Source organism: Williamsia sp. R60 (assembly GCF_054063855.1).
On record NZ_JBSSGR010000002.1, the window covers coordinates 575367 to 602001 of the forward strand.

General features: G+C 65.4%; 27 protein-coding genes. 14 read left to right on the forward strand and 13 right to left on the reverse strand.

Annotated elements, in window-relative coordinates:
- Nucleotides 1-94: 94 nt before the first annotated feature.
- The 5 genes from ACVWY6_RS09560 to ACVWY6_RS09580 all read right to left on the reverse strand — a co-directional run bounded on the left by ACVWY6_RS09560 (nucleotide 95) and on the right by ACVWY6_RS09580 (nucleotide 5939).
- Nucleotides 95-2317, reverse strand: a complete 2223-nt coding sequence (locus ACVWY6_RS09560) for an LCP family glycopolymer transferase (RefSeq protein WP_457537621.1) — start codon at nucleotides 2315-2317, stop codon at nucleotides 95-97.
- 200 nt (nucleotides 2318-2517) lie between these two features.
- On the reverse strand, nucleotides 2518-3678 hold the full coding sequence (gene dusB / locus ACVWY6_RS09565) for a tRNA dihydrouridine synthase DusB (RefSeq protein ID WP_255283870.1): 1161 nt from the start codon (nucleotides 3676-3678) through the stop codon (nucleotides 2518-2520).
- Nucleotides 3679-3716: 38 nt separating this feature from the next.
- Complete coding sequence (locus tag ACVWY6_RS09570) at nucleotides 3717-4709, reverse strand: acyl-ACP desaturase (RefSeq protein WP_023957269.1); 993 nt, start codon at nucleotides 4707-4709, stop codon at nucleotides 3717-3719.
- A gap of 259 nt (nucleotides 4710-4968) precedes the next feature.
- Nucleotides 4969-5469 carry a nuclear transport factor 2 family protein gene (locus ACVWY6_RS09575; protein WP_400724887.1) on the reverse strand — a complete coding sequence of 167 codons (501 nt, stop codon included), beginning with the start codon at nucleotides 5467-5469 and terminating at the stop codon, nucleotides 4969-4971.
- Nucleotides 5469-5939, reverse strand: a complete 471-nt coding sequence (locus ACVWY6_RS09580; RefSeq protein WP_457537623.1) for a hypothetical protein — start codon at nucleotides 5937-5939, stop codon at nucleotides 5469-5471. The genes ACVWY6_RS09575 and ACVWY6_RS09580 overlap by 1 nt, the downstream gene beginning before the upstream one ends.
- Before the next feature lie 156 nt (nucleotides 5940-6095).
- Here ACVWY6_RS09580 and ACVWY6_RS09585 point away from each other — a divergent pair, with 156 nt between their 5' ends.
- The 4 genes from ACVWY6_RS09585 (at nucleotide 6096) to ACVWY6_RS09600 (ending at nucleotide 11199) form a co-directional block, all read left to right on the forward strand.
- A complete protein-coding gene (locus tag ACVWY6_RS09585) occupies nucleotides 6096-8099 on the forward strand; it encodes a protein kinase domain-containing protein (RefSeq protein ID WP_457537624.1) in 2004 nt (667 codons plus the stop codon).
- On the forward strand, nucleotides 8096-8911 hold the full coding sequence (locus ACVWY6_RS09590; protein ID WP_457537626.1) for a hypothetical protein: 816 nt from the start codon (nucleotides 8096-8098) through the stop codon (nucleotides 8909-8911). Before ACVWY6_RS09585 ends, ACVWY6_RS09590 begins: the two co-directional genes overlap by 4 nt.
- A gap of 162 nt (nucleotides 8912-9073) precedes the next feature.
- The gene (locus tag ACVWY6_RS09595; protein WP_457538565.1) at nucleotides 9074-10561 is read left to right on the forward strand and encodes an LVIVD repeat-containing protein; all 1488 of its coding nucleotides are present in this window, start codon (nucleotides 9074-9076) and stop codon (nucleotides 10559-10561) included.
- Entirely contained in the window at nucleotides 10558-11199 is a 642-nt protein-coding gene (locus ACVWY6_RS09600) for a DUF305 domain-containing protein (RefSeq protein WP_457537627.1), read from the forward strand. Before ACVWY6_RS09595 ends, ACVWY6_RS09600 begins: the two co-directional genes overlap by 4 nt.
- Nucleotides 11200-11216: 17 nt before the next feature.
- Here ACVWY6_RS09600 and ACVWY6_RS09605 read toward each other — a convergent pair whose 3' ends face one another.
- The 5 genes from ACVWY6_RS09605 to ACVWY6_RS09625 all read right to left on the reverse strand — a co-directional run bounded on the left by ACVWY6_RS09605 (nucleotide 11217) and on the right by ACVWY6_RS09625 (nucleotide 15956).
- Nucleotides 11217-11408, reverse strand: coding sequence for a hypothetical protein (locus ACVWY6_RS09605; protein WP_023957255.1), 192 nt, complete (start codon nucleotides 11406-11408; stop codon nucleotides 11217-11219).
- Nucleotides 11409-11467: 59 nt separating this feature from the next.
- Complete coding sequence (locus ACVWY6_RS09610; RefSeq protein ID WP_030173866.1) at nucleotides 11468-12388, reverse strand: alpha/beta fold hydrolase; 921 nt, start codon at nucleotides 12386-12388, stop codon at nucleotides 11468-11470.
- A gap of 59 nt (nucleotides 12389-12447) precedes the next feature.
- Nucleotides 12448-13686, reverse strand: a complete 1239-nt coding sequence (locus ACVWY6_RS09615; protein WP_051406473.1) for an MFS transporter — start codon at nucleotides 13684-13686, stop codon at nucleotides 12448-12450.
- 66 nt (nucleotides 13687-13752) lie between these two features.
- Nucleotides 13753-15228, reverse strand: a complete 1476-nt coding sequence (locus ACVWY6_RS09620) for an NCS2 family permease (RefSeq protein ID WP_457537630.1) — start codon at nucleotides 15226-15228, stop codon at nucleotides 13753-13755.
- A gap of 44 nt (nucleotides 15229-15272) precedes the next feature.
- Nucleotides 15273-15956, reverse strand: a complete 684-nt coding sequence (locus tag ACVWY6_RS09625) for a phosphodiesterase (RefSeq protein WP_457537631.1) — start codon at nucleotides 15954-15956, stop codon at nucleotides 15273-15275.
- 280 nt (nucleotides 15957-16236) lie between these two features.
- Between ACVWY6_RS09625 and ACVWY6_RS09630 the strand changes: the two genes are divergently transcribed.
- Entirely contained in the window at nucleotides 16237-16953 is a 717-nt protein-coding gene (locus ACVWY6_RS09630; protein ID WP_152538037.1) for a HemK2/MTQ2 family protein methyltransferase, read from the forward strand.
- Nucleotides 16950-17201, forward strand: a complete 252-nt coding sequence (locus tag ACVWY6_RS09635) for a CDGSH iron-sulfur domain-containing protein (protein WP_457537632.1) — start codon at nucleotides 16950-16952, stop codon at nucleotides 17199-17201. The genes ACVWY6_RS09630 and ACVWY6_RS09635 overlap by 4 nt, the downstream gene beginning before the upstream one ends.
- On the opposite strand, the gene ACVWY6_RS09640 is transcribed toward ACVWY6_RS09635, so the two are convergent.
- Complete coding sequence (locus tag ACVWY6_RS09640) at nucleotides 17202-18230, reverse strand: iron-containing redox enzyme family protein (RefSeq protein ID WP_400724918.1); 1029 nt, start codon at nucleotides 18228-18230, stop codon at nucleotides 17202-17204.
- Between the two features lie 76 nt (nucleotides 18231-18306).
- Nucleotides 18307-18954: an NUDIX hydrolase gene (locus ACVWY6_RS09645; RefSeq protein ID WP_116917302.1), complete on the reverse strand. Its 648-nt coding sequence runs from the start codon at nucleotides 18952-18954 to the stop codon at nucleotides 18307-18309.
- Between the two features lie 90 nt (nucleotides 18955-19044).
- Here ACVWY6_RS09645 and ACVWY6_RS09650 point away from each other — a divergent pair, with 90 nt between their 5' ends.
- Both ACVWY6_RS09650 and ACVWY6_RS09655 read left to right on the forward strand, forming a co-directional pair.
- The gene (locus ACVWY6_RS09650; RefSeq protein ID WP_457537633.1) at nucleotides 19045-19926 is read left to right on the forward strand and encodes an SDR family NAD(P)-dependent oxidoreductase; all 882 of its coding nucleotides are present in this window, start codon (nucleotides 19045-19047) and stop codon (nucleotides 19924-19926) included.
- Between the two features lie 49 nt (nucleotides 19927-19975).
- Nucleotides 19976-20443 carry an SRPBCC family protein gene (locus ACVWY6_RS09655; protein WP_457537635.1) on the forward strand — a complete coding sequence of 156 codons (468 nt, stop codon included), beginning with the start codon at nucleotides 19976-19978 and terminating at the stop codon, nucleotides 20441-20443.
- A gap of 18 nt (nucleotides 20444-20461) precedes the next feature.
- Here the strand turns inward: ACVWY6_RS09655 and ACVWY6_RS09660 are convergent, their stop codons facing one another.
- Complete coding sequence (locus ACVWY6_RS09660; protein WP_457537637.1) at nucleotides 20462-20632, reverse strand: hypothetical protein; 171 nt, start codon at nucleotides 20630-20632, stop codon at nucleotides 20462-20464.
- An 86-nt stretch (nucleotides 20633-20718) separates the two neighbouring features.
- Here ACVWY6_RS09660 and ACVWY6_RS09665 point away from each other — a divergent pair, with 86 nt between their 5' ends.
- The 6 genes from ACVWY6_RS09665 to ACVWY6_RS09690 all read left to right on the forward strand — a co-directional run bounded on the left by ACVWY6_RS09665 (nucleotide 20719) and on the right by ACVWY6_RS09690 (nucleotide 26560).
- On the forward strand, nucleotides 20719-21429 hold the full coding sequence (locus ACVWY6_RS09665) for a guanylate cyclase (RefSeq protein WP_457538567.1): 711 nt from the start codon (nucleotides 20719-20721) through the stop codon (nucleotides 21427-21429).
- Nucleotides 21430-21600: 171 nt separating this feature from the next.
- The gene (locus tag ACVWY6_RS09670) at nucleotides 21601-22590 is read left to right on the forward strand and encodes a glycoside hydrolase family 26 protein (RefSeq protein WP_457537638.1); all 990 of its coding nucleotides are present in this window, start codon (nucleotides 21601-21603) and stop codon (nucleotides 22588-22590) included.
- Nucleotides 22587-23831, forward strand: coding sequence for a PP2C family protein-serine/threonine phosphatase (locus tag ACVWY6_RS09675; protein ID WP_457537640.1), 1245 nt, complete (start codon nucleotides 22587-22589; stop codon nucleotides 23829-23831). Before ACVWY6_RS09670 ends, ACVWY6_RS09675 begins: the two co-directional genes overlap by 4 nt.
- Nucleotides 23828-25807, forward strand: a complete 1980-nt coding sequence (locus ACVWY6_RS09680) for a glycosyltransferase (RefSeq protein WP_457537641.1) — start codon at nucleotides 23828-23830, stop codon at nucleotides 25805-25807. The genes ACVWY6_RS09675 and ACVWY6_RS09680 overlap by 4 nt, the downstream gene beginning before the upstream one ends.
- Entirely contained in the window at nucleotides 25807-26145 is a 339-nt protein-coding gene (locus ACVWY6_RS09685; RefSeq protein ID WP_023957227.1) for an STAS domain-containing protein, read from the forward strand. The genes ACVWY6_RS09680 and ACVWY6_RS09685 overlap by 1 nt, the downstream gene beginning before the upstream one ends.
- On the forward strand, nucleotides 26135-26560 hold the full coding sequence (locus ACVWY6_RS09690; protein WP_457537642.1) for an ATP-binding protein: 426 nt from the start codon (nucleotides 26135-26137) through the stop codon (nucleotides 26558-26560). Before ACVWY6_RS09685 ends, ACVWY6_RS09690 begins: the two co-directional genes overlap by 11 nt.
- Nucleotides 26561-26635 lie beyond the last annotated feature (75 nt).

The following is a 26635-nucleotide window of genomic DNA, read 5'->3' on the forward strand; positions in this document are numbered from 1 at the left end:
AACGGTACTGCCACGATCGGTGGGAATGGTGGTCAGGTGGTGAACTACGAATGAACGAGTGGCACAGGCTCGATGTCGGCGTCGCCGGCCCGACTTATGCGCAGGTCGTATCCGCAGCGTTCGTGACCGTGAGGTCGTTGGGCAACTCGTCTGTTCCCGACTCGCGAGGTAGTTCGGCGACGGTGATCTGGCCCCCGGCGAGAGCCGGCGACCCCAGGTTGCCGCTGTAGTCGCTGCCGACGATGACCTCGATGCCCGACTGCACGGTGTTGTCCGCCTGGATGCTCGCCCCGGGGAACAACTGTGCAACCGTGGCCGCCGCAGCCTGTTGCCCCTCGCCGTACCGGACGACGGTGTCGGTGCGGTTCTCGGAGGCATCGGCAACACCCTGGACGCTGAAGCCCTGATTGGCCAGACTCTCGGCGATGCCGGTGGCGACTCCGGCGGTACCGGTGCCGTTAAGCACCCGCATGCTCACCGAATACGGATCGAGCGCGCTGACGGTGACGTCTGCCGGCCGCGAGGGTGTCGGAGAAGTTGTTGTGCTGGTTGTTGTTCCGACCGGTTTCTCTTCTTTCTCCCCGGGCAGCGGTTCGTCGTTGATGATCGCGTCGAAGATCGCGCGGATGTCGGCATCGCGGGGGATCTCGTTGCCCGAGCCGTCTTCGGCCGTGCCCGAGGTGGGGACAGTGAGGAAGGTGACGCGGCCGGCGTCGAGCCCCTGCATCGACTGGGCCAATTGGAGCAGGTCGTCGGTGTTCACCTGATCGACGAAGCTGTTCTGGATGAAGGTGTCGACGATGCCGTTGAGCGTTGCTGGATTGGACAAGACCTTGCTGGAGAGCGCTCCGCGCAGCAGCGACGAGAGGAACAGCTGTTGGCGTTTGATGCGCCCGTAGTCACCGTTGCCCTCGGTGTCGATGGTGCGGGCGCGTACGTAGTTGAGGGCAGCTTTACCGCGGATCTTCTGCTTACCGGGCTTGGTGAGGATGGGGCCCAGCTCGAAGTCGTTGAGCGGCACCGGCGAGCAGACCTCGACACCGCCGATCTTGTTCACGACCTTCTCGAAACCCGAGAAGTCCATCGCGATGAAGTGGTTGATGTTCAGGCCGCTGATCGCGGTGAGTGTGTCGACGATGCACTTGGGGCCGCCGTCGCCATAGGCGGTGTTGAGCTTGGCGCCCGTCTCGGCGGGCACGATCTGGCCGGTGTATTCGCCCTTGTCGTTGTCCCAGGTTGTGCACTCGGGGCGGTTGATCTGCAGGTCCCGCGGGAAACTCACCGCGACCACGCGGCTGCGGTCGGCCGGGATGTTCACGAGGATCACCGTGTCCGACCTGGCACCGCCGGCGTCTTCGGTGGTACCGGCGCCGATCTGCCCGTTCTTTCCCGACCGGGTGTCGGTGCCGACGATCAGGTAGGTTTCGTCGCCGGTCTGCAGTTCTTTGCCGCGGATCTCGCTGTTGTCCGGGTTGACGGCATCGACGATGTTCCAGTTGCCGTCTTTGACCTTCTGGTAGCCCCACACCGCGCCCGTGCCCAGGAGTGTCATGACGCAGGCGAGGGCGAGGAGGACGCGCCCACCCATCTGGGCATTCCTGGTCAGCGCGGCTCGGTCGCGTCCTTTGGGCGCCGCGGCATGTCTGCGGCCGCGGGCCGTACCCGCACCGGATTCGGGAACCACCGCCGGCTGAACGCGGTCGGCCACGCTGTCGTGCGAGGGGTCCGGCTCCGGCTCGGGATCGGCGGACAGGAAGACGGGTGGGTCGTCCTTGGCGGCCGGGATGACCTCTGTCTGAGAGTCGTCGTCGCCCCGTTGCGGGGGGTCGGTGCGCGCGAAGGGATGGCCCGACGTGCCCGGCAGGTTCGCAGGCGGGGAGGGCGGCCCACCGGCCGGAGTGCGGCTACCGAGTGGGTTGGGATCGGACGGCGGGCCCGGATCCACCGCACGGCTGATGGTCTCGGTGGGGGCATCGGCAGGGCGGACGCGGCGTGGGCGCGGCGGCGGAACCGACGGTCCGTCGGACGGAGGTGACGAGGAACGGTCTGTCGAGGATCGGGGTTCGCCGGCTGGGGGCTGCGACGGCCCGTCGGATGCGGCTCGAGACGAAGGGGGTGGTGCGGCGCGTCCGGACGAGCCGGCGGCATTCATCCGGTTGAGGAGTTCCTGGACCGTCAATCGGCCCGCGGCGTCGCGGGGCAGTTCTCGAGCGGGGGGTTCACGGAGTACCTCATCCGACGGCGCGCCGAGCTGGCGGCGGATCAGATCGCGGCGTTCGGAGGGTGTGCGTCCCCGGAGCTCGTCGTCGCTGCTCACTCATGTTCCTTCGGACTTCTGGGCACCGGGCTGTATCTCAGGCCCGTCGAAAAACATGTCGGCCGGGCAGGCGCGTTCACGATGATACTGGCCGAACCTGTATGTGCCTTGTTGCCGAGCGTTCGTCGGCCGTTGTTCTTGTGTTCGAGTCCGACAGCGTGAAACCGAGGTTTCCGGATCCGGTATTTCTACTGGGCGTGCTATCCGCCGGAATGCATGACCTCGGCGCCGTCGGGAACGCAGTCGTCGTCCGGGTCGTCGAGCCAGCCGTGGGGGAGGGCCACGGCCGACGGCGACCCCTGCCGTCCGCGAGGACCGTGGCCGTCGCGAGGAAAGGGCACGTCAGCGGGTAATTGGCCCACCATGTCGGCAAGTTGATCGACGGTTTCGACCAAGGCCATGTCGCGGCGCAACTCCGAGCCGACGGGGAAACCGCGCAGATACCAGGCAACGTGCTTGCGGATTTCCCGCATGCCCTTGAACTCGCCGTGGTGGTCGGCGAGCAGCTGTCCGTGCCGGACGATGATCTGCGCCACTTCGCCGAGCGTGGGGGCCGCCGGGGTGGGTAGTCCGTTCAGTTCGGCGCTCAGTTCGGAGAACAGCCATGGCCGGCCGAGGCATCCGCGACCGATGACCACGCCGTCGCAGCCGGTCTGATTCATCATCCGGGTGGCGTCGGCGGGCTCGAAGATGTCGCCGTTGCCGAGGACGGGCACGTCGGTGACGTGCTCCTTGAGGCGTGCGATCTCGTCCCAGTCGGCGCTCCCGGAATAGCGTTGCGAGGCCGTGCGAGCATGCAGCGCAACAGCTTTCGCGCCCTCAGCGGCGGCGATCCGACCGGCGTCGAGGTGGGTGTGGTGTTCGTCGTCGATTCCGATGCGGAACTTGACGGTGACGGGGATGTCGGTGCCCTCGGTGGCGCGGACAGCAGCGGCGACGATGTTGGCGAACAGGCGGCGCTTGTAGGGGATGGCCGAGCCGCCGCCCTTGCGTGTCACCTTCGGCACCGGGCAGCCGAAGTTCATGTCGATGTGGTCGGCGAGGTTCTCGTCGACGATCATCTTGGCCGCGGCATAGGTGTACTCGGGATCGACCGTGTAGAGCTGCATCGACCGAGGGTTCTCTTCCGGGGCGAACGTGGTCATGTGCATGGTCACCGGGTGGCGCTCCACAAGAGCGCGTGCGGTGACCATCTCACAGACGTAGAGACCGGCAACGGTCCCGGTCCGGGCGAGCTCGAGTTCGCGGCACAGCGTGCGGAAGGCAACGTTGGTCACCCCGGCCATCGGAGCCAGGACCACCGGGCTGGAGAGCTCGATGGATCCGATGGACAGTGCCGGGGTGGTGCGAGTGTCTGGCAGCAGGGCGGTCAGGGTGTGGCCTTTCCGAGAAGTCGCCGCTAGGAGGCGGCGCGGGCCTTTTCGCGCTTGGCCGCTTCGCGAGCGAGCGCGCGGTCACGCATCTCTTCGAACTTGATGGTGTCTGCGGCCAGCTTGTCGAGGAACGCGGCCAGCTCTTCACGGGTCTTCTCGCCCTCGGCGCTGAAGTCCTCGCGCTCGAAGATGTTCCACTTGCGCAGAACGGGCTGGATGACCTCTTCGAGGTGCTGACGCAGGTCGTAGATGCCGTGCTTGGCCATGAGGACGCCGTTGCGACGGAAGTTCGGCATGCCGAGGCCGGGCATCTGGAAGTTGGAGACCACTTCGTAGATCGCTCGGATGGTCTGGTCGGGCGAGATGTCGAGGCCGGCGCCGCAGATGTTGCGGTAGAACACCATGTGCAGGTTCTCGTCGGCGGCGATGCGCTGGAGCATGCGGTCGGCGATCGGGTCGTTGCACGCCTTGCCGGTGTTGCGGTGCGACACACGTGTCGCGAGTTCCTGGAAGGTCACATACGCCACCGAGCGCAGCAGTCCTGCGCTGGTCTCTCCGAGCTCCTCGGCGCGTGCACCCGCGGTGGCGAGTGAGGAGAAGCCGTTGGTCATGTGGATCATGCGGGCTTCTTCGAGCGCGACGGGGTCGACGCCGCGGGTGACCACGAGGTAGTCGCGCATCGCGATGCCGTGGCGGTTCTCTTCGGCGGTCCAGCGTCCGACCCAATGGCCCCACGCGTCGTCCATCGAGAAATTCTCCGCGATCTCGCGGTGATAGGACGGCAGGTTGTCCTCGGTCAGGAGGTTGGTGACCATCGCGGCCTTGGCCACGTCGTCGAGCCTCGACTGCTCCGGATCCCAGTCGACACCACCGAGAGCCGCGAAGTTCTGACCTTCGTCCCAGGGGACGTAGTCATGCGGGTTCCAGTCCTTGGCAAGGCGCAGATGGCGATTGACGTTTTCCTCGGCCACCGGCTCCAGTTCTTTCAAGAGCTCCAGTTGAGTCAACTCGCGGGCCATTAGTTATTCCTCCAAGAACGGCTAGGCGTGATAAGGGTCCAGGCTACGGGAACGCACTACCGCCACCCAAGTTCTTCGCGCCGGCGCAAAGGTGTGTCGAAACCCTCGCGCCACTGAATCGATGCTGGTCAGTGGTGGCCTGGTTACTGCTCGAACTGGGTGCGCCGATCATCCCCGTGTGTGGTGCATCTTACTGACGTGATGCGGATCCGCCCAGAAAAACTGAACTACCAATCCATTATTGGTGGCGAGCGATCCTTCAGAAGTACTTGCCCACCGTGTCGAGCCATCGCCCGGCCTCGTCGGTCAGGTTCCCCAGCTCCTGCGCCTTATGACACCAGGCTTTGGCTGCCTGAGCAAACTCCAGGGGGTTGTAGACGTCTTCTTCCTTGGACCACAGCCCGTCGCCTGCGTACGTGAGGATCGTGATGTTGGTGGCCGTGAACAACGAACCGTCGCCGGGGTCGCGTAGGGGATTGTCGATCTCACAGATCACCCGGTCGGTCTCCTCGTCGATCACATGCCACAGTGCCGGGAAGGCGACCATGTGACTACCCGGGAATCGGCCCATGGTCTTGATCACCCAGGTGCGGATCTCTTCGCGCCCCTTGAAGGTGCCCATGGCGTGTTCGACGTAGTCGGCATCGTCGGTGAACTGCTCGGCCCAGGGGTTCCAGTCGTGGGTTTCGGCAACCTGCTCGACCATCTTCTCGAACCTGGCGAACTCGCTCTCGAGTTCGGCGCGACGAAAGCGCCCCATCAGAATCCGTCACCGGGGGCGATGGTGATGGTCGCGTCGATGCGCTGGATCAGGCAATCGGCGTTGAACCGGAAGGTCTCGTCCACGGTGGCATCGGCCAGATTGAGGTCGCCGACTCCGTATTCGAGGTCGTAGATCACCCGGACCGAGTCGCCGCTGCCCGACCACTGTTCGTTGTCCAGCGAGGTGATGCCGCTGTACTGCAGATGCAGAGCGAGTTCGGCCTTCATCACATCGCCGGAGAACCCGGTCTGCAGCCCGTTCTCGAATCGGACCACGTCGTCGGCAAGGGGGACGTCGTAGGCGTACGAGGGGTCGACGAGCGCATCGAGGTAGGTCTGGGCGCCGGCCACCCGATCGGCCGCAGTGCATGTCTCGGTGGGGGCGGCGGAAGCGGCACCCGCGCCCACAGACACCGCGGCGCCCACCGCCGCGACACAGACCAGTACCCGGACAACGTCAGATTTCATGGCGCTGAGCGTATTTGCCGAACCGTGTCACGCGGGCTGTTTTGGCGTGATCGGTCAGACGGTGTAATCGGGCTCCGAGATCTGGTCCGCCCCAGCCGGTGGTGGCTACTATCTGCTCAGCTCACCGACCGTGGGTGAGAGGTGGAAGGGCATGAGATGGGCGTGGCGATCGGTTCCTACATCGGTGGCTATCAAATTCTGGAGCTGCTCGGCCGCGGCGGGATGGGTGAGGTGTACAAGGCCCAGCACCCCCGGTTGCCCAGATCCGATGCCATCAAGTTGCTGAACAACACCTACGGCAGTGACCCCGACACCCGGGCTCGGTTCGAGCGGGAAGCGGACCTGGTCGCCCCACTCAGTCATCCGAACCTCGTGAACGTGCTGGACCGGGGTACTCACGAGGGTCAGCTGTGGATTGCGATGGAGTTCGTGTCGGGTACCGACGCGGCGCACATGTTGATCGACGGCCCGCTGCATCCGCGACTTGCGGTGCAGATCATCTCCGAGGTCGCCGACGGACTGGACTACGCGCACCGCAAGGGGCTGCTGCACCGCGACGTCAAGCCCGGGAACATCCTGATCACGCCAGGTTCCGATCCGATGAACCCGGATGCGGTGAAGCTCACCGACTTCGGCATCGCGCGGATGGCGCAGGAGACCGACAGCAGTCTCACGTCGGTGGGAATGACGGTGGGCACGCTGCGGTACAGCGCCCCTGAACAAATCGGCGGCGAGGAGATCGACCACCGTGCCGACGTGTACGCGCTGGGCTGCACGCTCTACGAGTTACTCACCGCGACAGCACCTTTCGATGCTCCCACCAGTCAAGGCCTGATGGCGGCGCACATGTTCAACGCCCCGCCGAACCCGGCCGCCGTCAATCCCGCGGTCCCGGCGGCGATGGCTTCGGTGATCGCGAGGGCGATGGCCAAGAAACCCGCTGACCGTTTCGACAGCGCCCGCGAGCTGGCCGATGCCGCACTGGAGGCGCTGCAAGGCGGTGGGGCGCCGCAGAGCACGCGCGCGCAGAGCGCTTTTGTGCCCATCCCGGTCAAACCGGGTACGCCGCAGACGAATGCCCCGCGGTCGGCAGCTGCGGTGACCTTCCCTCCGGCCGCGACGCCCGGGCCCGTGCCGTCGAATCCCTATCAACCGGGCCAGCATTCGTCACCGCAGCACTTCACTCCTCAGCATTCTTCGCCGGGGCAGTCCTCGCCCGGTCATCCGTCGCCGGGCCAGTCGTCACGCCCGAACTCGTCCCCGTATCAGTCGTCCCCGTATCAAGGGTCGGGCCAGGGATACCCGGGGATGGCGTCGAGTGGACAACGTCCGGCCTACGCGGGCGCCGGATCCGCGGCGACCCCGACGTCGAACGGTCCCTGGTTCACCCGCCCTGCGATGCTCGCCGGGCCGGTGGTGGTGCTCGCGCTGGTGCTCGGTGTGATCGCCGGCATGCTGGTCGCCGGCGGCGGGAGTGCGCTGGCCGCGCCGCAGAAGCCCGCCGTCGAACTGGCCGCAGAGTCCGTGGACATCAGTTGGTCCGCGGTGGACGGTGCGTCCGAGTACGTTCTGCGGCAGGGTGATTCGGTCATCTATGTCGGGGATAAGACCGAGTATGCACAACCCATGCCGTTGCCGGGTACGTACTCGTACACGGTGTCGGCGCGATCGGGTGACCGGGATGAATCGTCCTATAGCCCGGCGAGTGACGAGGTTGCGGTGGCGCAACGGTGGCACGGTCTGGAACAGATGGCGTCCACGTTCGGGGAGATCGTCGGCCCGAGCCCGTTGTCCACCGACACCTTCGGACAAGAAGCGTGCTGGGGCGGCACGGGCAGTGTCGACCCGGAGATCCCGAAGACGGGCGTCATCTTCTGCCGCGACGCCGCTGCCACCTACACAGTGCAGCTGCGGCAGTTCCCGTCGCGCCAGGTCCGCGACGAGTATCTGGACAGTCTCAACCTGAAGACGTCATCGGTGACCACCGATCAGGGCGCCGACGGCACCCTCTATCAGGGCAACGGCCCGACCAGTGACTGGGCGGGTACCGCGATCCTGGCCTTCGACGACACCGATCGTGAGGTGTACGACTTGAGCGTCACCATGGAGAGCGGCAAAGACGCCGACGCCGTGGCCCTGCTGGACAGGCTGCCGCTGTGAAGCGCTGGGGATGGCCGCTGCTGGTGGTCGCTGGGGTGGTGGCGCTGGTTCTCGCGTTCACCATCACCTACTTCGTGCGGGGTTCCGGCAACTCGGTGTCGAGTCCGGGGACGGTGACGGCCAGTGCCGAGGGGCCGGTGGTGAAAGTCAGCTGGAAGTCGGCGTCGGGAGCCGATTCCTATCTGCTCAGTCGCGGTGAGGCGGTGGTCTACTCGGGCCCGGCCACCGAGTTCACCGACATCTCGGCGGTGGCTCCTTCAGGCGGCGACCGGGTGGAGTACCGGGTGCGGTCCGTGGACGACAAGGGCCGCGTGTCCGAACCGAGCGCCTCGGCGTCGGTCGAGGTGGGCTCCGGGTGGGGGCTGTATGCGGAGTCGGCCCAGCGGTTACCCGAGCTGTTACCGGCGGGACCCGACGAGCAGGGCTACAACGGCATGCGATGCGAGACGCGCATGGATGCCGTGCCGCCGGAGGAAGGTGACGGGCCCGACGGATCGGGCGAGCAGTTCATCAAGGCGGGATTCCGCTGTGTCCTGGAATCCGGTGGTGAGCAGTACGACCTGTGGACCGACTTCTATGTCACACCCGAGGCACTCGAGAGCCGGATGGACGACATCCGCGGCTTCGACGGGGTGACCAGCACAACGTGGCAGAACGGGCGGGCGGTCAGCGGTGGCGGCGGGGACGAACCGCGATGGATGGCGCTGACGGTCGACGGTATGCCCGACGTGTACATCGAGCTCTCCGCCGTGGACAAGGCCACCACGTCCGACCAGCTCGTCGATGCGGTGAACAGCCTGCCCGTGGGCTGACCACCACCGCAGAAAAATCCCGAAAGCGCACCTCGTCGCAGCCGAGCGGCGTTACGCTCCCGCGAAGCACGGCAATGAAGCCGGAGGGGGCTTGTTGTGGGCGCATGGGCGGGAAACAAAGGCGCGGTCCGGATCGCGGTGATCTTCGGTGCGGTCCTGGCGATGGCCACGGTTACGGTCGGTCCGGCTTCGGCGGCCGCTCCGCCCGGGTACAACGACCTGATCGACGTCTGGCCGACCGCGGTGGACGTCGCGGACTGTCGACCGGGGGATCAGGTCGAGACCGGTATCCAGGGCGAGGTGCCCTTGGCGGACCGCAAGTCCGGGCGCAGCACCAAGGGATACAACTGCAACATCGATCTGATCGGTCAGTATCAGGGGCAGGGTGCCGGCATCGTCAGTGCCACCTACGGTCACTGTTCGTACACGGGTTCTTCTTTCCCCACCAACTTCTTGGGACCCAATCCCGGGGTGCAGGTGATCGACGTCAGCGACCCGGCCAATCCGCGGATGACGGATGTGCTGAGCGAACCGGCGATGGTGGGCGGCACCTGGGAGTCGTTGAAGGTCAACAAGGAACGTGGACTCCTGGTGGGCACGGGGGTGGGCATCCTCGAGGGTGCCGGCTACATCTCGGTGTACGACATCGCCACCGACTGCGCGCACCCGCGGTTGCTCAACACCGGCGCCGGGTCCCAGCTGTCGATGCCGATTCCGATCACCACCCACGAGGGCGACTTCTCGCCTGACGGGAACACCTACTGGGCCACCGGCATTGCCCCCGGCTACGTCAGCGCCATCGACATCACCGATCCGCGTGATCCGATGGTGGTCTGGTCCGGTGTGACGGGTGTCGAGGCCCACGGTCTCGGGTTCTCGCCGGACGGCAACACCATGTATCTGTCGAATCTTCTGGGACTGACGATGATCGACGTCTCGGCGGTGCAGAACCGCACGCCGAGAACGATTGTGCCCGAACTCATGCCGCACGTCGGGGAAAAGCTCTGGGCCGATGGTCAGATCACTCAACACAGCATCTACGTCACCTACGATGGGCAGCCGCACGTCTTCAGCGTCGACGAGGGCGGTTCGGGTGGCGTCAAGTTGTTCGATGCGGCGCGCTCGTCGAATCTGCAGCAGCGCAACGCCATCAAGTTGGCGATCAATCTGCCGGAGAACGCCAACAGGTGGGCCCAGAGCACCACGGCCAACGGCGCGTTCGGTTACGACGCCCACTACTGCTCGGTGGATCGTCCGGTCGATCCGACCGCGATGGCGTGCGGGTGGATCCAGTCGGGCGTCCGAGTGTTCGACATCAGCGACCCCGACAACATCGCCGAGATCGCGTACTTCAACCCGCCCGCGCAGACGGGCAAGAACTGGGAGTTGAGCAACTCTCTGCACGCCTTGCTCGGATCCATCGCGGCTCCGCCGATCATCGGCACGCTGGCGGTCGCCCGGGCAGTGCTGCAGGGTGACAGCCCCGTGGACGGGATCATCAACGATCAGAGTCGTCTCGTCGGAGGCGACCTCTCGGCCGACTGGTGTCTGTCACCACCGGAGTTCCACGGCGATCAGCTCTGGGTGACCTGCATGGACAACGGGTTCATGGCCCTGGCGCTCGATCCGGCGGTGTACCCGGTCCGATGAAAGCCAATGTCGGCCAACGGCTGTGGCTGATCACCGCGGTTGTCGTGGCCTTGGTCGTCGGGCTGGGCGTGGGATTGATGGTCGACCGCGGAGGTCCGGAGTCGAAGGCGGCCGGTCATTCGGCGACCGCCGTGGACGTGGGCTTTGCACAAGACATGTCCGCACATCACCAGCAGGCCCTCATGATGTGCGACCTACTGGCGCCGACAGCGCAGCCGGATGTCCGGGCGCTCGCGGCCCAGATCGAGCAGGCGCAGTGGCGCGAGATCGGGGAGATGCAGGGTTGGTTACAGATGCTCGACGCACCGCTGCAGGCGACGCGTCCGATGAGCTGGATGGAAGCGGGTGGCCATCAGCACGCCGCGGGTGTGCCGACGATGCCGGGGATGGCCAGTGGCGACGAACTGACCCGGTTGTCGTCGGCCGACGATGTGCAGAGCGAGATCTTGTTCCTGCAGTTGATGATTCGGCACCACCAGGGGGCGATCGACATGGCCGCAGAAGCGGCCGGGACCGCTGGGGAACCCGCCATCCGGCGCGCGGCGGTCGGGATGGTGAAGTCGCAGTCGGACGAGATATCGGTGATGACGGTGATGCTCGACCAGAGAGGAGGTGACACCCTGCCGTACCCGGTGTGAGCTCGGCGGGTGCCCGATCACTCCGCCTTCGGTGCGCCTTCGGGCTCGTCCGAGGGTGCCGCGTTTTCCGCTGCGTGGGCTTCGGGGTCACCGGCGCGACGATCCATCGGGTCCACTCCGTCAACGCCCTCGAGGACGGTGAACTCCTGCTCCGCGGACGCCACGAACTCCTTGGCTTCTTGTTTGATCTTGTGCACCCAGTCGGACATTCGGCACTCCTGTTCCGCTCGCGGACGCCCGGTCGGCGCCAGAGACCACCCTACGTCGTTCACCGTTTGTCGAGCGCGGTCTCCGAATCCCAGACCGCCATCAGCTCACCGAGGATGTCGACCGCCAGGCCCAGTCCGCCCAGATGGCTCTCACCGGGCATGGTGAACATCTTGGCGTCGGGCAGCAGATGCACCACGTGTTCGCCGTGCTTGTGCGGAATGATGTGGTCGTGGTCGCCGTGCCACCAACGCACCGGGACGGTCACGTCGCCGACCGAGAATCCCCAATCGCGGGCGAAGACAACAACATCGGCGAACGGGGCCTCCATCTGGCGGCGTCCGCCGTTGAGGAGATCGTCGAGGAACATCGCTTTGAACTCGGGGCGCTGAAGCAGTTCGCGGTCGGCAGCGGGGGACAGTCGTCCGTAGAGACCGATGGCCGGCCCGGCAACCGGTCGTGCCACTCGCACGACCGAACTGACAACCCGCCCGATCGGAGCCCCGGCAGTCTGCAACAGGGGTGCGAGGAACTTGCCCAGTTCCATGGCGCCCCCACCGATCGCGTCGGGCCCGACGGCGGGTGCCACGCCGCCGAGTACGCCGGCGACGACCACTCGGTCGGGCATCGCATGGGCCACGCCCAACGCGTAGGGGCCGCCGCCGGAGAGGCCGATGACCGCGAACTCGTCGACGCCGAGGGTGTCGGCGACGGTGGCGAGATCGTCGGCGAAGGCGAGCACGTTGGGGTAGCTGTACGGGGTCGAAGACCCGACGCCGGGCCGGTCGAGACCGATGATCCGGATGTTCTCCGCTTCGCCGAGATCGCGGACCTCGATCGGGATCTGCCGCCTGGCGCCTGGCGTGCCGTGGAGCCAGAACACAGCTCGGCCGGTCGCGGAACCGAACTCGGCGAACCCGATCCGGCGTCCCTCACCGACCGCCACGGAGCCTTCGATCTTGGGTCGTTCGATGTCGATCATCCATCCAGAATGGCACCGAACGCCGACCGTGTGTGCAATTTGCTGGTGGAACGCCTGCCTCACTCGTGGGAGGACAACACCACCCGGCCGTGGTCGAGCGAAGGCCGCATGTGACCGGCGCGCATCAGCAGCAGTCCGCATCCCGCCACGGCGATCGCGCTGATCGCACCACCGACGATCAGTGGTGCGCGCGGATCGGTGACCTGGGCGAGCCAGCCCAGCAAGGGGCTGCCGATCGGCGTGCCGCCGAGGAAACAGAGCATGTAGATGCCCATCACCCGGCCGCGCATCTGCGAATCGACCGACAGCTGCATGATGTTCATCGCCGAGGTGGTGAACATGATGTTGGCGACACCGACCGGGATGAGGACCACTGCCACCAGCCAGAAGGTCGGCATCACACCGACGACGACCTCGAAGACACCGAACGCGAGTGCGCCGGCCAGAAAGTGCCGTAGCCGTGCCGGTTTCGTCCGGCGGGCTGCCACCAGTGCTCCGCTGAGTGTGCCCACGGCCAGCATCGTGGACAGCAGACCGTATCCGCCTGCAGTTCCCTCGAAGGTGTTCGCGGTCAAGAGCGCAAGCGAGAGTGGGAAGTTCAGGCCGAAGGTGGAGACGACGAACACCGTCGCGAGGACCACGACGAGGTGGCGGTTGCGGCGCACGTAGCGCACCCCGCTGCGGATCGAGCGGTCCGTGGTGGCGCGTGCGGAGCGGATCAGCTCCGAGGTGCGCATCGCGAACAATCCGGCCAACACCGCCAGTGAGGTGACCGCATTGATGAGGAAGACCGGGCCGGTGTCCACCAAGGTGATCAGGAGCCCGGCCACGGCCGGTCCGATGATCCGGGCGAGATTGAACGTCAGCGAGTTGAGTGCCACGGCGTTGGGCAACTGCTCTGCGCCCACCATCTCGATGGTGAACGACTGCCGGATCGGCGCGTCGATCGCCGAGACGCACCCCAAGGCGAACGAGAGGATGTACACCCAGGCCAGTGTCGCCATCCCCGCCACATCGAGTACCCCGAGGATCAGGGCACACAACGCGATGGTGGTCTGGGTGGCGATGAGGAGTTTGCGTTTGTCGAACCGGTCGGCCAGTGCTCCGGCGGGTAGCGACACGATGGCCGTGGGACCGAATTGCAAGGCCATGACGATGCCGACCGCAACGCCGCTGCCACCGGACAGTTCCAGGACCAGCCAGTCCTGGGCAATGCGTTGCATCCAGGTCCCGACGAGCGAGACCACCTGGCCACCGGCCCAGAGACGGTAGTTCCGTACCCCGAGAGACGAGAACATCACCGGGAGTTGCATCGGAAATAGTTTACCGCTGCCAACTATGTCGGCCTCGCGGCCGACGGAGAGCTACCCGATGAGGGCCTCGATGGGTTCCTTGGCGAAGTACAGGGCGAACAGCGCGGCAACCAGCCAGAGCAAGGGGTGGATCGACCGGATCTTGCCCCGTGCGGACGCGAGCACCACCCAGGTGATGAAACCGACGCCGATGCCGTTGGCGATCGAGTAGGTGAACGGCATCACCACGATGGTGAGGAAGCAGGGCAGCGCGTAGTCGAACCGCGTGAGATCGACGGTGCGGATCTGCGCGATCATCAACGCGCCCACCACCACCAGGGCGGGTGCGGCGGCCTCGAGCGGCACCACCGAGTACAGCGGCGTGAAGAACATGGCAACCAGGAACAGGACCCCGGTCACGACGTTCGCCAAACCGGTTCTGGCGCCTTCGGCGATGCCCGACGCCGATTCGACGAACACGGTGTTCGACGATGCCGACCCGGCGCCACCGGCGATGGCCCCGGCGCCCTCGACCACAAGGGCCTTGCCGATGTTCGGCAGATTGCCGTCTTTGTCCGCGAGCTCGGCCTCCTTGCCGAGGCCGGTCATCGTCCCCATGGCGTCGAAGAAGTTCGAGAGCACCAGTGCGAACACGAGAACCGACGCCGAGAGCACGCCGATGCGGGTGAACGCGCCGAAGAGGTCGACGTCGCCCACGAGGTCGAGGTCGGGCATTCCTCCGACGGATGACGGCCAGTCGGGCACGTTGAGATTCCAGCCCTTGGTGTCGGTGACCGAGGGCCCCAGGTCGGCGAAGGTCTGCACGATCATGGCGACCGCAGTGGTGATCACGATGCCGATGAGCAGACCGCCCCGCACCTTGCGCACCACCAGGACACCCATGAGCAGCACACCGAAGACGAAGATCAGGGTCGGCCAGGTGGCCACGGAGTTGTCGATGCCCAGGCTCACCGGCACGGTTGTGCCCGCCGCATCGGGGATGCGTTTGACGAAGCCGGCATCCACCAGACCGATGAAGGCGATGAAGCACCCGATGCCGGCCGCGATCGCGGCCTTCAGTTCTGAAGGGACGGCCCGGAACACCGCTGTCCGGAAACCGGTGACGGCCAGCGCCACGATGATGAGGCCGTCGATGACAACGAGCCCCATCGCCTCGGCCCAGGTGACCTGAGGTGCGATCGACACCGCGAGCAGACTGTTGATGCCCAGACCGGCTGCGATCGCGAACGGGTAGTTCGCCACCAGGCCGAAGATGATGGACATGATGCCGGCGACCAACGCGGTGACCGCCGCAACCTGTGCCAGAGGGAGAACATCACCGAGGACGTCGGTGTTCTTGGAGTTGCCCGGCACCCCGCCGATGATGATCGGATTGAGCACCACGATGTAGGCCATCGTGAAGAAGGTGACCAGGCCACCGCGTATTTCTCGCGAGAGTGTCGAGTTGCGCTCGGTGATCTTGAAGAAGCGGTCGAGCGCAGGGAGGCGATGTTCCGAGGTGCCGGTCTTCTCCTGGTCCAACGACATGTTCTTCGGCCCCTTCGCGACTCGACCAGATTGCCGTGCTCACCTCACCCTTCGGCGGCACGCCCCTTGCGGCTGTAACGATAGGCGAGCTTACGGGTACCTGATAGCCAGTTGGGTTCGGGATCAACGTCTCTGGTGGTGTTCACCGTGGGATCGAAACCGATGTTCGGGTAGTCGGCCTCGTCGGCAGGTTCGGAGAGCGTCAACCGGGCGAGCGGCTCGAAAGACCCCGTGCCGTGGGCCTGCTCGATGTCGAAGACCAGACCGGCACCGGTGATCTGTTTGTGGAAGTTTTCCAGGGAGACGCTGGCCTGCGGTGTCTCCGGCGCGACCCTTGCCCGGAGCCACCAGCTCCCACCGTCGTGATGCAGCGGCTGCAGAGAGGAGAGGACGGCGCTTCCGAGGGCGCGAGCGGGGAAGGGGATGGTCCTGGCGACCGGATTGGTGCCGGCGGCGCTGGCGAGCAGCACGTCCCACGGCGCATGGTCGCCTGGATGGGGCGGCATCCGGATGGCAAGGCCCAGCACATCGGGAACCGTTCCGGGTATCCCGACACCTTTGGATACCCGGGCCACCACGTCGCAGTTGGCCATCGGCAACCCGACACCCTCAGCGGCCACCCTGGTCAGGGTGCCTGTTGCCAGTACGCCATTGGGATGGAAAAGGCGAGCGCCCCGGAGAGCGGCGCCCGCCTGTATCGGAAGGCCGGCTATGTCGGCGACTCTCATCGCGTTCCTTCATCACTTGGGGGAGGTGGCGCTGTCCCAGGGCAGGTACCCGACGGCCGATGTGGGCAAACGCCCGGATGACTCGGTGGCTGCCCGTCACCCCGGAACGGGAATGTCGAGCCGTTCGGGGCAATATGCTCGGACGGCAAAGCGCACGGTGTGTTTACCGCCCACAGGTAGGGGGCATAAGAGACCCATGGCGGCCACGGCGATCAGCGTCGGCGGCCTCGAGACCGCAAAGGCCCACAACATGACAATGCTGCCAGTTCGGGGTGTCCCGATGCTTGCGAACTACGTGTCGGACCCTGTCGACGAGGCCTTGGCGGCCTTGGAGGCCATCGAGGTGCCGAACGGCGTGTACAAGCCGCAGGAGGACTCGCGACTGCTGCTCGCGGCCATGGCCGGTCTCGGAATGGTGCAGGGGCGACGGGTGCTCGATCTGTGCACGGGCAGTGGTGTGCTCGCCGTCGCGGCCGCACGGATCGGTGCCGCCGAAGTCGTCGCGTACGACATCTCGCCCAAGGCAGTGCAGTGCACTCTCGACAACGCGGAGGCACAGGGACTTGTCGTGGACGCACGGCTCGGTTCGCTGGAGGAGGCGCTCGAAGCCGGCCCGTTCGATCTCGTGGTCTCGAACCCGCCCTACGTACCCGCAGACCGTCTCTCGACAGCGACTGTGGGACTGACACATTCATGGCACGGTGGCCGCGATGGCCGCACGTTGCTCGACCCGCTGTGCGTCGCGGCCCCGGATTTGCTTGCCGACGACGGCACGATCATGATCGTCCAGTCGGAGTTCGCCGACACCGAAAGTTCGCTGGTCGAACTGCGTGCAGGCGGCCTCAACGCCGACGTGGTTGCCCGCGAACGCATTCCGTTCGGGCCCGTCCTGATGCAGAATGCGCGCTGGCTCGAGTCCTTGGGCATGCTCGAACCCGGTTGCCGCGAAGAGGAACTCGTGGTCGTCCGGGCGCACAAGGCCGCCGGTGGGCGATGACAGTTCCTGACAAGGGAACCGGTCCTGACAGTGGAAGAGGCGGCGATCGCCGGGTGATCCGGGTGGTGCAGGGCGGCCCCATCATGGTTCAAGGACCGGTGAGTATCGAGATGCCCGACGGCAGCACCGTGAACTCTGATCGGTTCATGGTCGCGCTGTGCGCGTGCAAGCGCAGCAAGACATACCCGCTCTGCGACACCAGTCATCGTGGCCGCAAGAAGATCGTGCGCCGCGAGGACCGGATCTGATCAGCTGATCGGTTCGAGCAGCGAGCACTTTCCTTCGGTCCAGCTCTTCATCAGCAGCGCCGCGAGTTTCTCCTCGAGGAAGTCGAAGGCGCGGATCCCGAAGACCACGTCGGATTCGAGTTGGGGCTCCCGTGCCAGCAGGTCACCCACCACCTCGTGGCGCAGGACCTGCTCGTGCACGGCGTCGGCCTCTACGTGTTCGCGGTAGAACCGGATGCATTCGTCTGGGGCGTCGAGACGCTCGAGAGCCTGCGCCAGCCGGCGTGAACCAGGTGAGGACGTGATCTCGGTGGCCGCGAAATGCCCGACCACCGCGCCCCGCAACGATCGGTGTAGTCCGAGCATCGACATCAGGTTGACCAGCGCCAAGGATTCGCCGGGGACGATTTCCAGGTATGCGAGGTAGTCGGAGTCGAGGCCGGCGGCATCGAGGAGGTCGGCGTACAGCTGCTGGTGGACGTTCTCGCCGCGACCGCCACCGAACTCGTCGAATTCGACGGCCACAAACGACGCTTTGGCCTGGCCCGTGAGGCGGGGGATCGCCCATGCATGAGGATCGGCTTCTTTGAGGTGGTACACCGAGCGGTGCACGAAGTACTCCTGCAGCTGATGCCACGTCCCGACGTCGCACAGGTAGTACGAAGGTCCGCTGCCGTCCGGGGTCTCGATGGAGAGCGCCTCGATTTCTGCGGTGGCGTTGTCGCCCGGCTCCACGTCGGCGCGCAATGCGTTCATGAACTTCTTCTCCAGACGGCCGCGCAGCCGAAGGAGTTCAGGGTTCCATTCCCAGGCGTCGTCGACGCCGATGAACCCGCGGTAATGCAGTTCGTAACAGACGTACAACGCCAGCTGGAGATCTCGACCGTACGGTTCGGTGTCGTAGGCGGACTCGTCGAGTGTGAGCAACGACGTGGACGTCTCGGGATCGCGGGACAACGCCGAGACGACCGCCGCCGAGAGAGGACCGGCAGGCTTCGGCAGGTCCCGGATGATCGAACTGGACGATGAAGTCTTCAGCGGTGCGGTCACGGTGTTCGCCTACCCTTTCGGTGCTGTGCGGAAACCTCATGGTGACGAGGGGTACAGCCAGTTCTGGGCGCGCGGATCAACGCCATGCGAACACCGGCTGCTCGAACCCGTCGACCCGGGTGTGGCGTCCTGCCAACACGACTTCGGCGAATTGGTAGATCACTGCGGCCGTGGGTGCGTGCACCAGCGATCCCACCAGCGGGAGCTGGATGACCGGCTTGTCAGATTCCGGGATGCTGATGAACCGCGGCGTCACCATCAGGTCGGACATCGGGATGAAGAACAGTTGGGCCACTTCACCGGGGTTCGGATTGGTCTCGCGGTCGGGCCCTGCCCAGCACACGATGGGGGTCATCACGTACCCCGATCGGGTGGCGTAGTCGTCCAGGCGGCCCAGTACCTGTGTCTGATCGACGTGGACGCCGAGCTCTTCGTGCATCTCGCGTAACGCTGCATCGGCGTGGGTTTCGCCGGCCTCGAGGCGTCCGCCGGGGAGCGCGAACTGGCTGGGGTGTTCGCGCATCCGCGAGGGACGTTTGGTCAGCCAGATGCCGTATTCGCCGTCGCGACTGGTCACCGCGATCGCAACAGCGGCAGCCCGGACGCCTTCGGTGAGGTCGGCGGTGGCGTGGTCGAAACCGTCGAGACGGTCGACGATGGTCTGGCGGACCGTGTCCGGGCTTCGTCCGAGGTCGTCGGCGCCCCTCGTGTTGTTCACGCTCATGGATTCACTGTGCCGTATCGGTCGGCCCGGTGTGTCGGCGCAGGGATCAAACCAAGCCCGCCGGTGGTGTTGCGAGATACGGTCGACGTCATGGCAACACGGTGGCTACCCGATCGGCTCGGTGTCGTGAAGGGCAAACGGGTGGTGGTCACCGGGGCCACGAACGGGGTCGGATTCGCCACCGCCCGAGCACTCGCAGGCGCCGGGGCGCGTGTGGTGCTGGCGGTCCGGGATCCCGAACTCGGTGCTCGGCGCGCGGTGGAGATCGGCGGCGACACCGAGGTGGTGCGACTCGATCTCGCCGACCTCTCGTCGGTGCGCGGTGCCGCGGCGAACCTCGACGGGCCGATCGACGTCCTGATCAACAACGCCGGGATGGTGCCGACGACACGCGCTGACACCGGCGACGGATTCGAGACCGCCATCGGCACCAACTTCCTCGGGCCGTTCGCCCTGACCAACCTGCTGCTGCCGCAGATTCGTGAACGGATCGTCCTGGTGGCCTCCGATGCTCACCGATCGGCGACCATCGACCCCGACGACCTGCATCTGCGCAGGGCACGGTGGTCGCCGCCCCGCGCTTATGCCCGGTCCAAGCTGGCCGTGATGTTGTGGGGCCTCGAACTCGACAAGAGGTTGCGCCACAGTGGTTCTCCCACCACGGCGATGCTCAGTCAGCCTGGCTGGGTGGCGTCCAACATCTCGAACAAGCCCCGGCTGGGTCCGGTACACAAGGTGGTGAAGGCCGCAGCGACCCTCGTCGCCAATGACATCGATGCCGGCGCAGCGTCCACGCTCAACTGCCTGACCGAACCGATCCCACCAGGCAGCTATGTGGGGATGGACGGGCTCTGGGCGCTGAAAGGGTCGCCGGTGCTGTCCGGGCGATCGTCCACCGCCTGCGACTACGACCTGGCCGGCGAACTGTGGCGTGCCGCCGAACGTGAGACCGGGACGAAATACCTGCTCTGAGAATGCGTTCGACTCACATCGACCAGCGGTCGCGGCGTACGTTGGCGCCATGGCAGATACAACTGTGACAACAATCGATTCCGGCCCCCGCAAGATCGCCCGGCAGGTGGTGGTGAAGGCACCCGTATCCGAGGTCTTCGCCCTGGTCGCCAACCCTCACCGGCACCCCGAACTCGACGGATCGGGCACAGTCCGCGACATTCCGGTGAAAGGACCCGATCGGCTGAGCCGGGGCGCGAAGTTCAGCGTCGGCATGAAGCAGTACGGACTTCCGTACAAGATCACCTCGACCGTGACCGGCTTCGAGGACGACAAGCTGGTGGAGTGGCAGCATCCGCTGGGTCACAAGTGGCGGTGGGACTTCACGTCGCTCGGCCCGGACACCACGAAGGTCACCGAGACGTTCGACTACAGCAGTGCGAAGTCGCCCAAGATGATCGAGGTATTCGGGTTCGAGAAGAAGAACGGCTCCGGCATCACCGGCACACTCGAAGCTCTCGCCGCCCGTTTCGCCTGACCGTCACAGCAACTGACGTCACCGGTCCGGGGCGGTGCCCTCGGCTTCCTCGTACCGCTGGTGCAGGCGGGCCCGGATGTCGTCGGCCGTATAGGCGTTGCGCTGGCGGACGTCCCGCCGCACCAGGACTCCGCTTGCGGCGACACCTACGACACCGGCCAAACCGATCCACTTCCAGGCATTGCGCACCGGTAGAGCGTACCGGCGCCGTGATGCTGCGGGGGTCGACGTGGCGCGTTTAGGCTCTGCGTGTGCATTCCCAGCGGCCTGCGGCCATCTCGCTCGACGAGGCGCTCGACTCGACCCGGACCGGCGATGTGTGGCTGTTCCGGGGGCGGTCGGGTCCCGACCGCGCCATCCAGACCCTCACCAACAGTCCGGTGAACCATGTGGCGATGGCTGTCGCGCTCGACGACCTGCCGCCGTTGATGTGGCACGCCGAGTTGGGCAACAAACTCACCGACATGTGGACCGGCACCAACCATCGAGGCGTGCAACTCAACGACGCCCGTGAGGCCGCCGAGCAGTGGATGCAGAAGTACGGTCAGCGATGCTGGATCCGGCAGCTGACGCCGTATGCGGCCCGGGAACAAGAAGATCTGCTGCTCAAGGTGATCGCTCGAATGGACGGCACCGCGTTCCCGACGACTGCCCGGCTCGCCGGCCGATGGTTCAAGGGGCGCGTTCCGACGATGAGTGACGTCACCCGGGGGGTGCCGGTGCTCGACGACAAGGTGCGAAGTTCGGCGGACCGGCGACGTGCCGCGAGACGTGGGACAAAACAATCGAAGGTCGGTCTGGAGTCGGCGTACTGTGCCGAAGTGGTCGCGATGACCTATGAGGAAATGGGTTTGCTCGCCACCGAGAAAGAACCGAATTGGTTCGACCCCGGCCGGTTCTGGAGCGGCGACTCCCTGCCGCTGGCCCCCGGTCATGCACTCGGCGCCGAGATCGCCGTCGAGCTGCGCACGGCACCGCGCCGGTGATTCACGACGGTCGTTGACGTGCCCTTCGGTGGGTCGGGCCGGGACCGAGTTTCGTCATACGCAATCCTGGTAAATCAGGAACAATGGCTGTTACGTCTTTTTCGGGGAGGGACGCGGCTGTGGACCGGGTGGCCGCACTCGGCGAGTGGTGATCATCGACAGAGGTGGTAGATGCGTTCTTTGCCGGCGTGGCGGTTGACCGCGTTGCTGTGCAGTGTGTTGTTCGCTTCGTCGGGTCTTGCTGCCTGCTCTACCGAATCCCCATGCGTCGTCGACACGACGTCCATCGATGAATCCGAGGACTCCTGCCTGCGTTTCGGCGTAGGTACGCCCGGTGGTCTGGCCGCCACAGACGAGGTGGCCGCGGTCGCGACCCTCGTCGGCGAACAACCGAGCATCGTGCTGTCCTTCTCCGACTTCACCGCCATCCCGCCGATCTCAGGTCTCGACACGGTCCGCAGCAAGGGCGCAGATCCGATCGTGACATGGGAACCATGGAGGTATCTCGGCGGCGACAGCTACGACCGGTCGGCTTTCACGATGGATTCCATCATCTCGGGAGCACACGATGACTACCTGTATCGATGGGCCGACGAACTGGCGGCCTGGGGGCAGCCGGTCTACCTGCGTTTCGCCCACGAACCGAACGGCACCTGGTATCCGTGGAGCCCGGCCGGTGGCACCTCTCCGCAAACCTACGTACAGGCGTGGCGGCATGTGCGAGGCATTTTCGCGACCAAGAACGTGCAGAACGTGCGATGGATCTGGGCGCCCAATGTGGTCCTCGACGGCGAGGAACTCGCGGACTGGTACCCCGGCGCTGACGTCGTCGACGTCATCGGGGTGGACGGATACAACTGGGGCACCTCGATTCCCGGCGGTGAATGGACGCCACCGAAGGCTCTGTTCGGTGAGTCATTCGACCAGATCCGCCAGTTCGCTTCGGACAAGCCGATTCTCGTCACCGAGGTGGGCAGCGCGGAACAAGGTGGATCCAAGCCGACATGGATCAACGACCTCGTCGGTTTTCTGGACAAGTCGTCTGGCGTGGCCGGGTTCGTGTGGTTCGACTACGACAAGGAGGCCGACTGGCGCATCGAGAGTTCTGAGGGGTCAGCAGAAGCTATGTCCGAAGCACTGCAGAAAGCGATGAACCGATGAGTATCGACGCCGAGATCGCCGAGATCCAGCTCGAGCTGCCGCCTGAGGACGAAGCAAAGCGGTTACGTTCACTCGATCAGCTCCAGATTCTGGACTCACCACCGGAAGACCGATTTGAACAGGTCACCCGGATGGCGCGCCTGGTCTTCGGCGTACCCATGGCCTCTGTCGCTCTCCTGGATCGAGATCGGCTGTGGTTCAAGATGGTCGAAGGCCTTCCGGTGACCGAGGTGCCGCGGGCCGAGACGGTCTGCCAGACCACGGTGGCACGGACCTACACCAAGCCGGCCGACCCGGCCCTGATCGTTGATGACCTCGAGCGGGTACCCGAGTTCGCGTCACTTCCCGGCGTGGGAGGGGAAGGCGGCGTCCGGTTCTACGCGGGCTACCCGCTGTACGGTCCCGGTCATCATCCAGTTGGCACGTTCTGCGTCTATGACACCATCCCACGGACGTTCGACGACTCGCAGTTGGCTACATTTCGTGAGCTCGCCGCATGGGCTCAGCGCGAATTGGAACGCGCCGATGACCTCGATCGGGCCGCCGAGGTGCAACGTCAATTGCTTCCGCCGCCCCTCGAGGGTGTCGACGGCTATTCGGTCGTCTCGATGTGCAAGCCCGCGTATGCGGTCGGTGGCGACTTCTACGACCACTACCGGGTGGACGGCGGTGCCATGTTCACGGTCGCCGATGTGATGGGCAAGGGGCTCGGTGCGGCAATTCTGACCGCGAGTGTGCGCGCGGCCCTGCGTGGAGCATCCCAGGCCCTCGACGACGTCAACCCAGCGATCGGTCCCGACGAGGCGGTGACCATGGTTGCCGGCCATCTCGACCGCGACTTCAGCGAGACCGAGAGCTTCGTGACGTTGTTCCACGGCCGGTTGGCCGCATCGACCGGCCGGATCGACTACGTCGACGCAGGGCATGGCCTTGCGCTCGTCGCACGGGCCGACGGCAGTGTGGAGTCGTTGCCCGGATGTGGTCTGCCCCTCGGCGTGCTCCCACGGGGTTCGTGGAAGTCAGAGAGCACCACGCTGCAACCGGGCGACACCCTGGTCATCGTGTCCGACGGGCTGCTCGACCTGCTGTCCGACGACAGCGATGCCGAGACGGTGCAGAAGTTCGTCCAGCAGTATCCCGACTCCCGATCGCTGTGCGCCGCGGTGACGGCCCTGGCGAACGCCAGCCCTCCTCTCGATGACGTGACGGTGGTCGCGGTCCGCCGAGACGACGCCGCATGACCCATCGCCGCGTCGAGACCGAACCGGACGTCGGTACCACCCCTTCACCATGGCTGCGACTTCTGATCGTCGTCACCGCCATCCTCGGCATCAACTATGTGGTGTGGCGTTGGATGGCCTCGATCAACTGGGACGCCTGGTGGATCGCTGTGCCGCTTGTCATCGCCGAAACCTACAGCCTGATCGATTCGCTGCTCTTCGGTCTGACGATGTGGCGTTTGCGCCGTCGCCCCGACCCCGGTGACCCACCCGAAGGTGCCACGGTCGACATCTTCATCACCACCTACAACGAGCCCATCGAGATGGTCATGGAGACCGCCAACGCGGCTGTGCGGGTTCGATATCCGCACACCACCTGGATTCTCGACGACGGCGACCGTCCCGAGCTCGCGCAGGTGGCCAGGGAGAACGGCATCGGCTACCTGACCCGCACCGAGAGCTGGGTCGACAAACCACGGCACGCCAAGGCCGGCAACCTCAACAACGCGCTACTGCAGACCGACGGGGAGTTCATCCTCATCCTCGACGCGGACCAGATCCCCGAGCCGCAGATCCTCGACCGAACTCTCGGCTACTTCAAGGACGAGAAGATGGCGTTGGTGCAGACGCCGCAGTACTTCGTCAACGTACCGCCGAACGATCCGCTCGGCAGCCAGGCGCCCCTGTTCTACGGGCCGATCCAGCAAGGCAAGGACGGTTGGAACGCTGCGTTCTTTTGTGGCTCCAACGCTGTGCTGCGGCGTGAGGCCCTGATGCAACTCGGCATCACCGGATATGTGCGTGCCATCGAAGAGGGCATCGAGGAATCGCTGCGGGCAGCAAAGGCGGTTCTGAAAAAGACCCGCAAACAGGTCAAGAACGACAATCCCGAGGCGATCGTCGCCCTGGACGCGGTGGACGAGGCCGTTCGGCTCGCCCGCGCCGATCTCAAGGCGAAGAAGCCGCTGGCCGACGTCACGTACGACTTCCAACAGCGGGTGGACGCGGCGGCACGGGGGCTGGTCGAGTCCGACATGGACATGATGCGAGCCGACTTGGAGGCGATCGCCGCACTGAACGAACTGGCCGAACAGGAGTCGGGCGCAGCGCCTCTCGACGACGAGGCGTTCGCCGCCCTGGCCGGTCGTGAGTGGTCACCGCTTGGCGCCCTTGAATCCATTCGGGCGATGATCCGAGCGGTGGACGTCGGGCGCGACGACGAAGCGCAGCCGATGCTCCCGCTGGCGACGATCTCGGTCACCGAGGACATGGCGACCTGTATGCGACTGCACGGGATGGGCTGGCGGTCTGCCTATCACGACGAGGTGCTGGCACTGGGGCTGGCGCCTGAGGACGCCAAGACGATGATCACGCAGCGACTTCGTTGGGCGCAGGGCACGATACAGGTGATGCTGCGGGAAAACCCGCTGATACAAAAGGGTTTGAGCATCCCGCAGAGGCTCATGTACTGGGCCACGATGTGGAGTTACCTTGCCGGCTTCGCGGCCGTGGCCTACATCGCCGCCCCGGCGGTGTACCTGATCCTCGGCATACTTCCGGTGCAGGCACTCAGCTTCGACTTCTTCGTCCGGCTGATCCCGTTCCTGTTGTTCAACCAGCTGTTGTTCTTCATCATCGGACGCGGTAAGTCCACCTGGCGCGGCCAGCAGTACAGCCTGGCGTTGTTCCCTGTGTGGATAAAGTCGTGCACCACCGCATTTCGCAATGTCTACTTCCACCGCCCGCTCGGCTTCGCGGTGACGCCGAAAACCCGGCAGGACCAGGGTGCGGTGCCGTGGCACCTGATCCGGCCCCAGCTGGTGGCCATGACCGTGTTGGTGGTGGCGTCGCTCATCGGGATCGTGCAGCTCTACCGTGGTTCGATCTCGGTGCTCGGTGTCGGTGTGAATCTGTTCTGGGTGCTGTTCGACCTCGTTGTACTCAGTGTCGTGATCCAAGCGGTCCGCTATCGCGGGTCGACCACAGAAGGAGAATGATGACCAGCTACGAAACGCGCACCACCAGTGGGGGTGCCGTGGTTCTGAAGCCGGAGGGCAGGCTCAACATGGTTGCCGCCCCCGCGATGCGCGAACAGCTGCACAAGCTCGTGGAATCGGGGTCGACCAAGATCGTCATCGACTTGTCGGCGACGGACTTCATCGACTCATCCGGCCTCGGCGCGCTCATCTCCGGATTGAAGGTGGCTCGGCAGGCCGGCGGTGATCTCCGTATCGCAGCCCCGTCCACCCAGGTCGAGTCGGTGCTGTCGCTCACCAATCTCAACCGGGTGCTTCGATCACATCCGTCGGCGGACAGTGCGTTCGATGCCGACTGACAACTCGCCCGACGTTCGGGTACTCGAAGAGTTCGCCCAGCCCGACACCGTCGAGCGGATCCACCAGCTTCTTGGTGAACTGCTCGCCAGCCATCCGGTGGACGACATGGATGCCATGCATTTCGAGTTGGCCCTGGCCGAGATCGGCGCCAACATCATCGAACACGCTCACAAGAGCGACGGTGGACCAGTCACCGTCCGCTTGGAGTTGGAGGTCGAGCCCACGAGCATTCGGGCACGCTTCTCCGACGACGGGAAGCAAGCTCGGGTGGACCTGCAATCGGTGGCGTTGCCCGACGAGCTGTCCGAACGCGGCAGGGGACTGGCCATCGCACTCAACGTGCTCGACGAGCTCTCCTACCGTCGTGCCGGGGGGCACAACCATTGGACGCTGGTCCGCAACCGCACCGCCTAGGTGTCGGTCAAACGGACAGTCAATCTTTTTCTGCTGAACGCCATTTCGCCGGCAAAGGGGTTACCGTCGTAACGC

Bases quoted from the DNA above. Each gene is read 5' to 3' on its own strand.
- ACVWY6_RS09570 (WP_023957269.1), bottom strand. From the start codon at position 4,709: ATGGCCCGCGAGTTGACTCAACTGGAGCTCTTGAAAGAACTGGAGCCG.
- ACVWY6_RS09575 (WP_400724887.1), bottom strand. From the start codon at position 5,469: ATGGGGCGCTTTCGTCGCGCCGAACTCGAGAGCGAGTTCGCCAGGTTC.
- ACVWY6_RS09580 (WP_457537623.1), bottom strand. From the start codon at position 5,939: ATGAAATCTGACGTTGTCCGGGTACTGGTCTGTGTCGCGGCGGTGGGC.
- ACVWY6_RS09585 (WP_457537624.1), top strand. From the start codon at position 6,096: ATGGGCGTGGCGATCGGTTCCTACATCGGTGGCTATCAAATTCTGGAG.
- ACVWY6_RS09595 (WP_457538565.1), top strand. From the start codon at position 9,074: ATGGCCACGGTTACGGTCGGTCCGGCTTCGGCGGCCGCTCCGCCCGGG.
- ACVWY6_RS09600 (WP_457537627.1), top strand. From the start codon at position 10,558: ATGAAAGCCAATGTCGGCCAACGGCTGTGGCTGATCACCGCGGTTGTC.
- ACVWY6_RS09605 (WP_023957255.1), bottom strand. From the start codon at position 11,408: ATGTCCGACTGGGTGCACAAGATCAAACAAGAAGCCAAGGAGTTCGTG.
- ACVWY6_RS09610 (WP_030173866.1), bottom strand. From the start codon at position 12,388: ATGATCGACATCGAACGACCCAAGATCGAAGGCTCCGTGGCGGTCGGT.
- ACVWY6_RS09615 (WP_051406473.1), bottom strand. From the start codon at position 13,686: ATGTTCTCGTCTCTCGGGGTACGGAACTACCGTCTCTGGGCCGGTGGC.
- ACVWY6_RS09620 (WP_457537630.1), bottom strand. From the start codon at position 15,228: ATGTCGTTGGACCAGGAGAAGACCGGCACCTCGGAACATCGCCTCCCT.
- ACVWY6_RS09625 (WP_457537631.1), bottom strand. From the start codon at position 15,956: ATGAGAGTCGCCGACATAGCCGGCCTTCCGATACAGGCGGGCGCCGCT.
- ACVWY6_RS09630 (WP_152538037.1), top strand. From the start codon at position 16,237: ATGCTTGCGAACTACGTGTCGGACCCTGTCGACGAGGCCTTGGCGGCC.
- ACVWY6_RS09635 (WP_457537632.1), top strand. From the start codon at position 16,950: ATGACAGTTCCTGACAAGGGAACCGGTCCTGACAGTGGAAGAGGCGGC.
- ACVWY6_RS09645 (WP_116917302.1), bottom strand. From the start codon at position 18,954: ATGAGCGTGAACAACACGAGGGGCGCCGACGACCTCGGACGAAGCCCG.
- ACVWY6_RS09650 (WP_457537633.1), top strand. From the start codon at position 19,045: ATGGCAACACGGTGGCTACCCGATCGGCTCGGTGTCGTGAAGGGCAAA.
- ACVWY6_RS09655 (WP_457537635.1), top strand. From the start codon at position 19,976: ATGGCAGATACAACTGTGACAACAATCGATTCCGGCCCCCGCAAGATC.
- ACVWY6_RS09670 (WP_457537638.1), top strand. From the start codon at position 21,601: ATGCGTTCTTTGCCGGCGTGGCGGTTGACCGCGTTGCTGTGCAGTGTG.
- ACVWY6_RS09675 (WP_457537640.1), top strand. From the start codon at position 22,587: ATGAGTATCGACGCCGAGATCGCCGAGATCCAGCTCGAGCTGCCGCCT.
- ACVWY6_RS09680 (WP_457537641.1), top strand. From the start codon at position 23,828: ATGACCCATCGCCGCGTCGAGACCGAACCGGACGTCGGTACCACCCCT.
- ACVWY6_RS09685 (WP_023957227.1), top strand. From the start codon at position 25,807: ATGACCAGCTACGAAACGCGCACCACCAGTGGGGGTGCCGTGGTTCTG.
- ACVWY6_RS09690 (WP_457537642.1), top strand. From the start codon at position 26,135: ATGCCGACTGACAACTCGCCCGACGTTCGGGTACTCGAAGAGTTCGCC.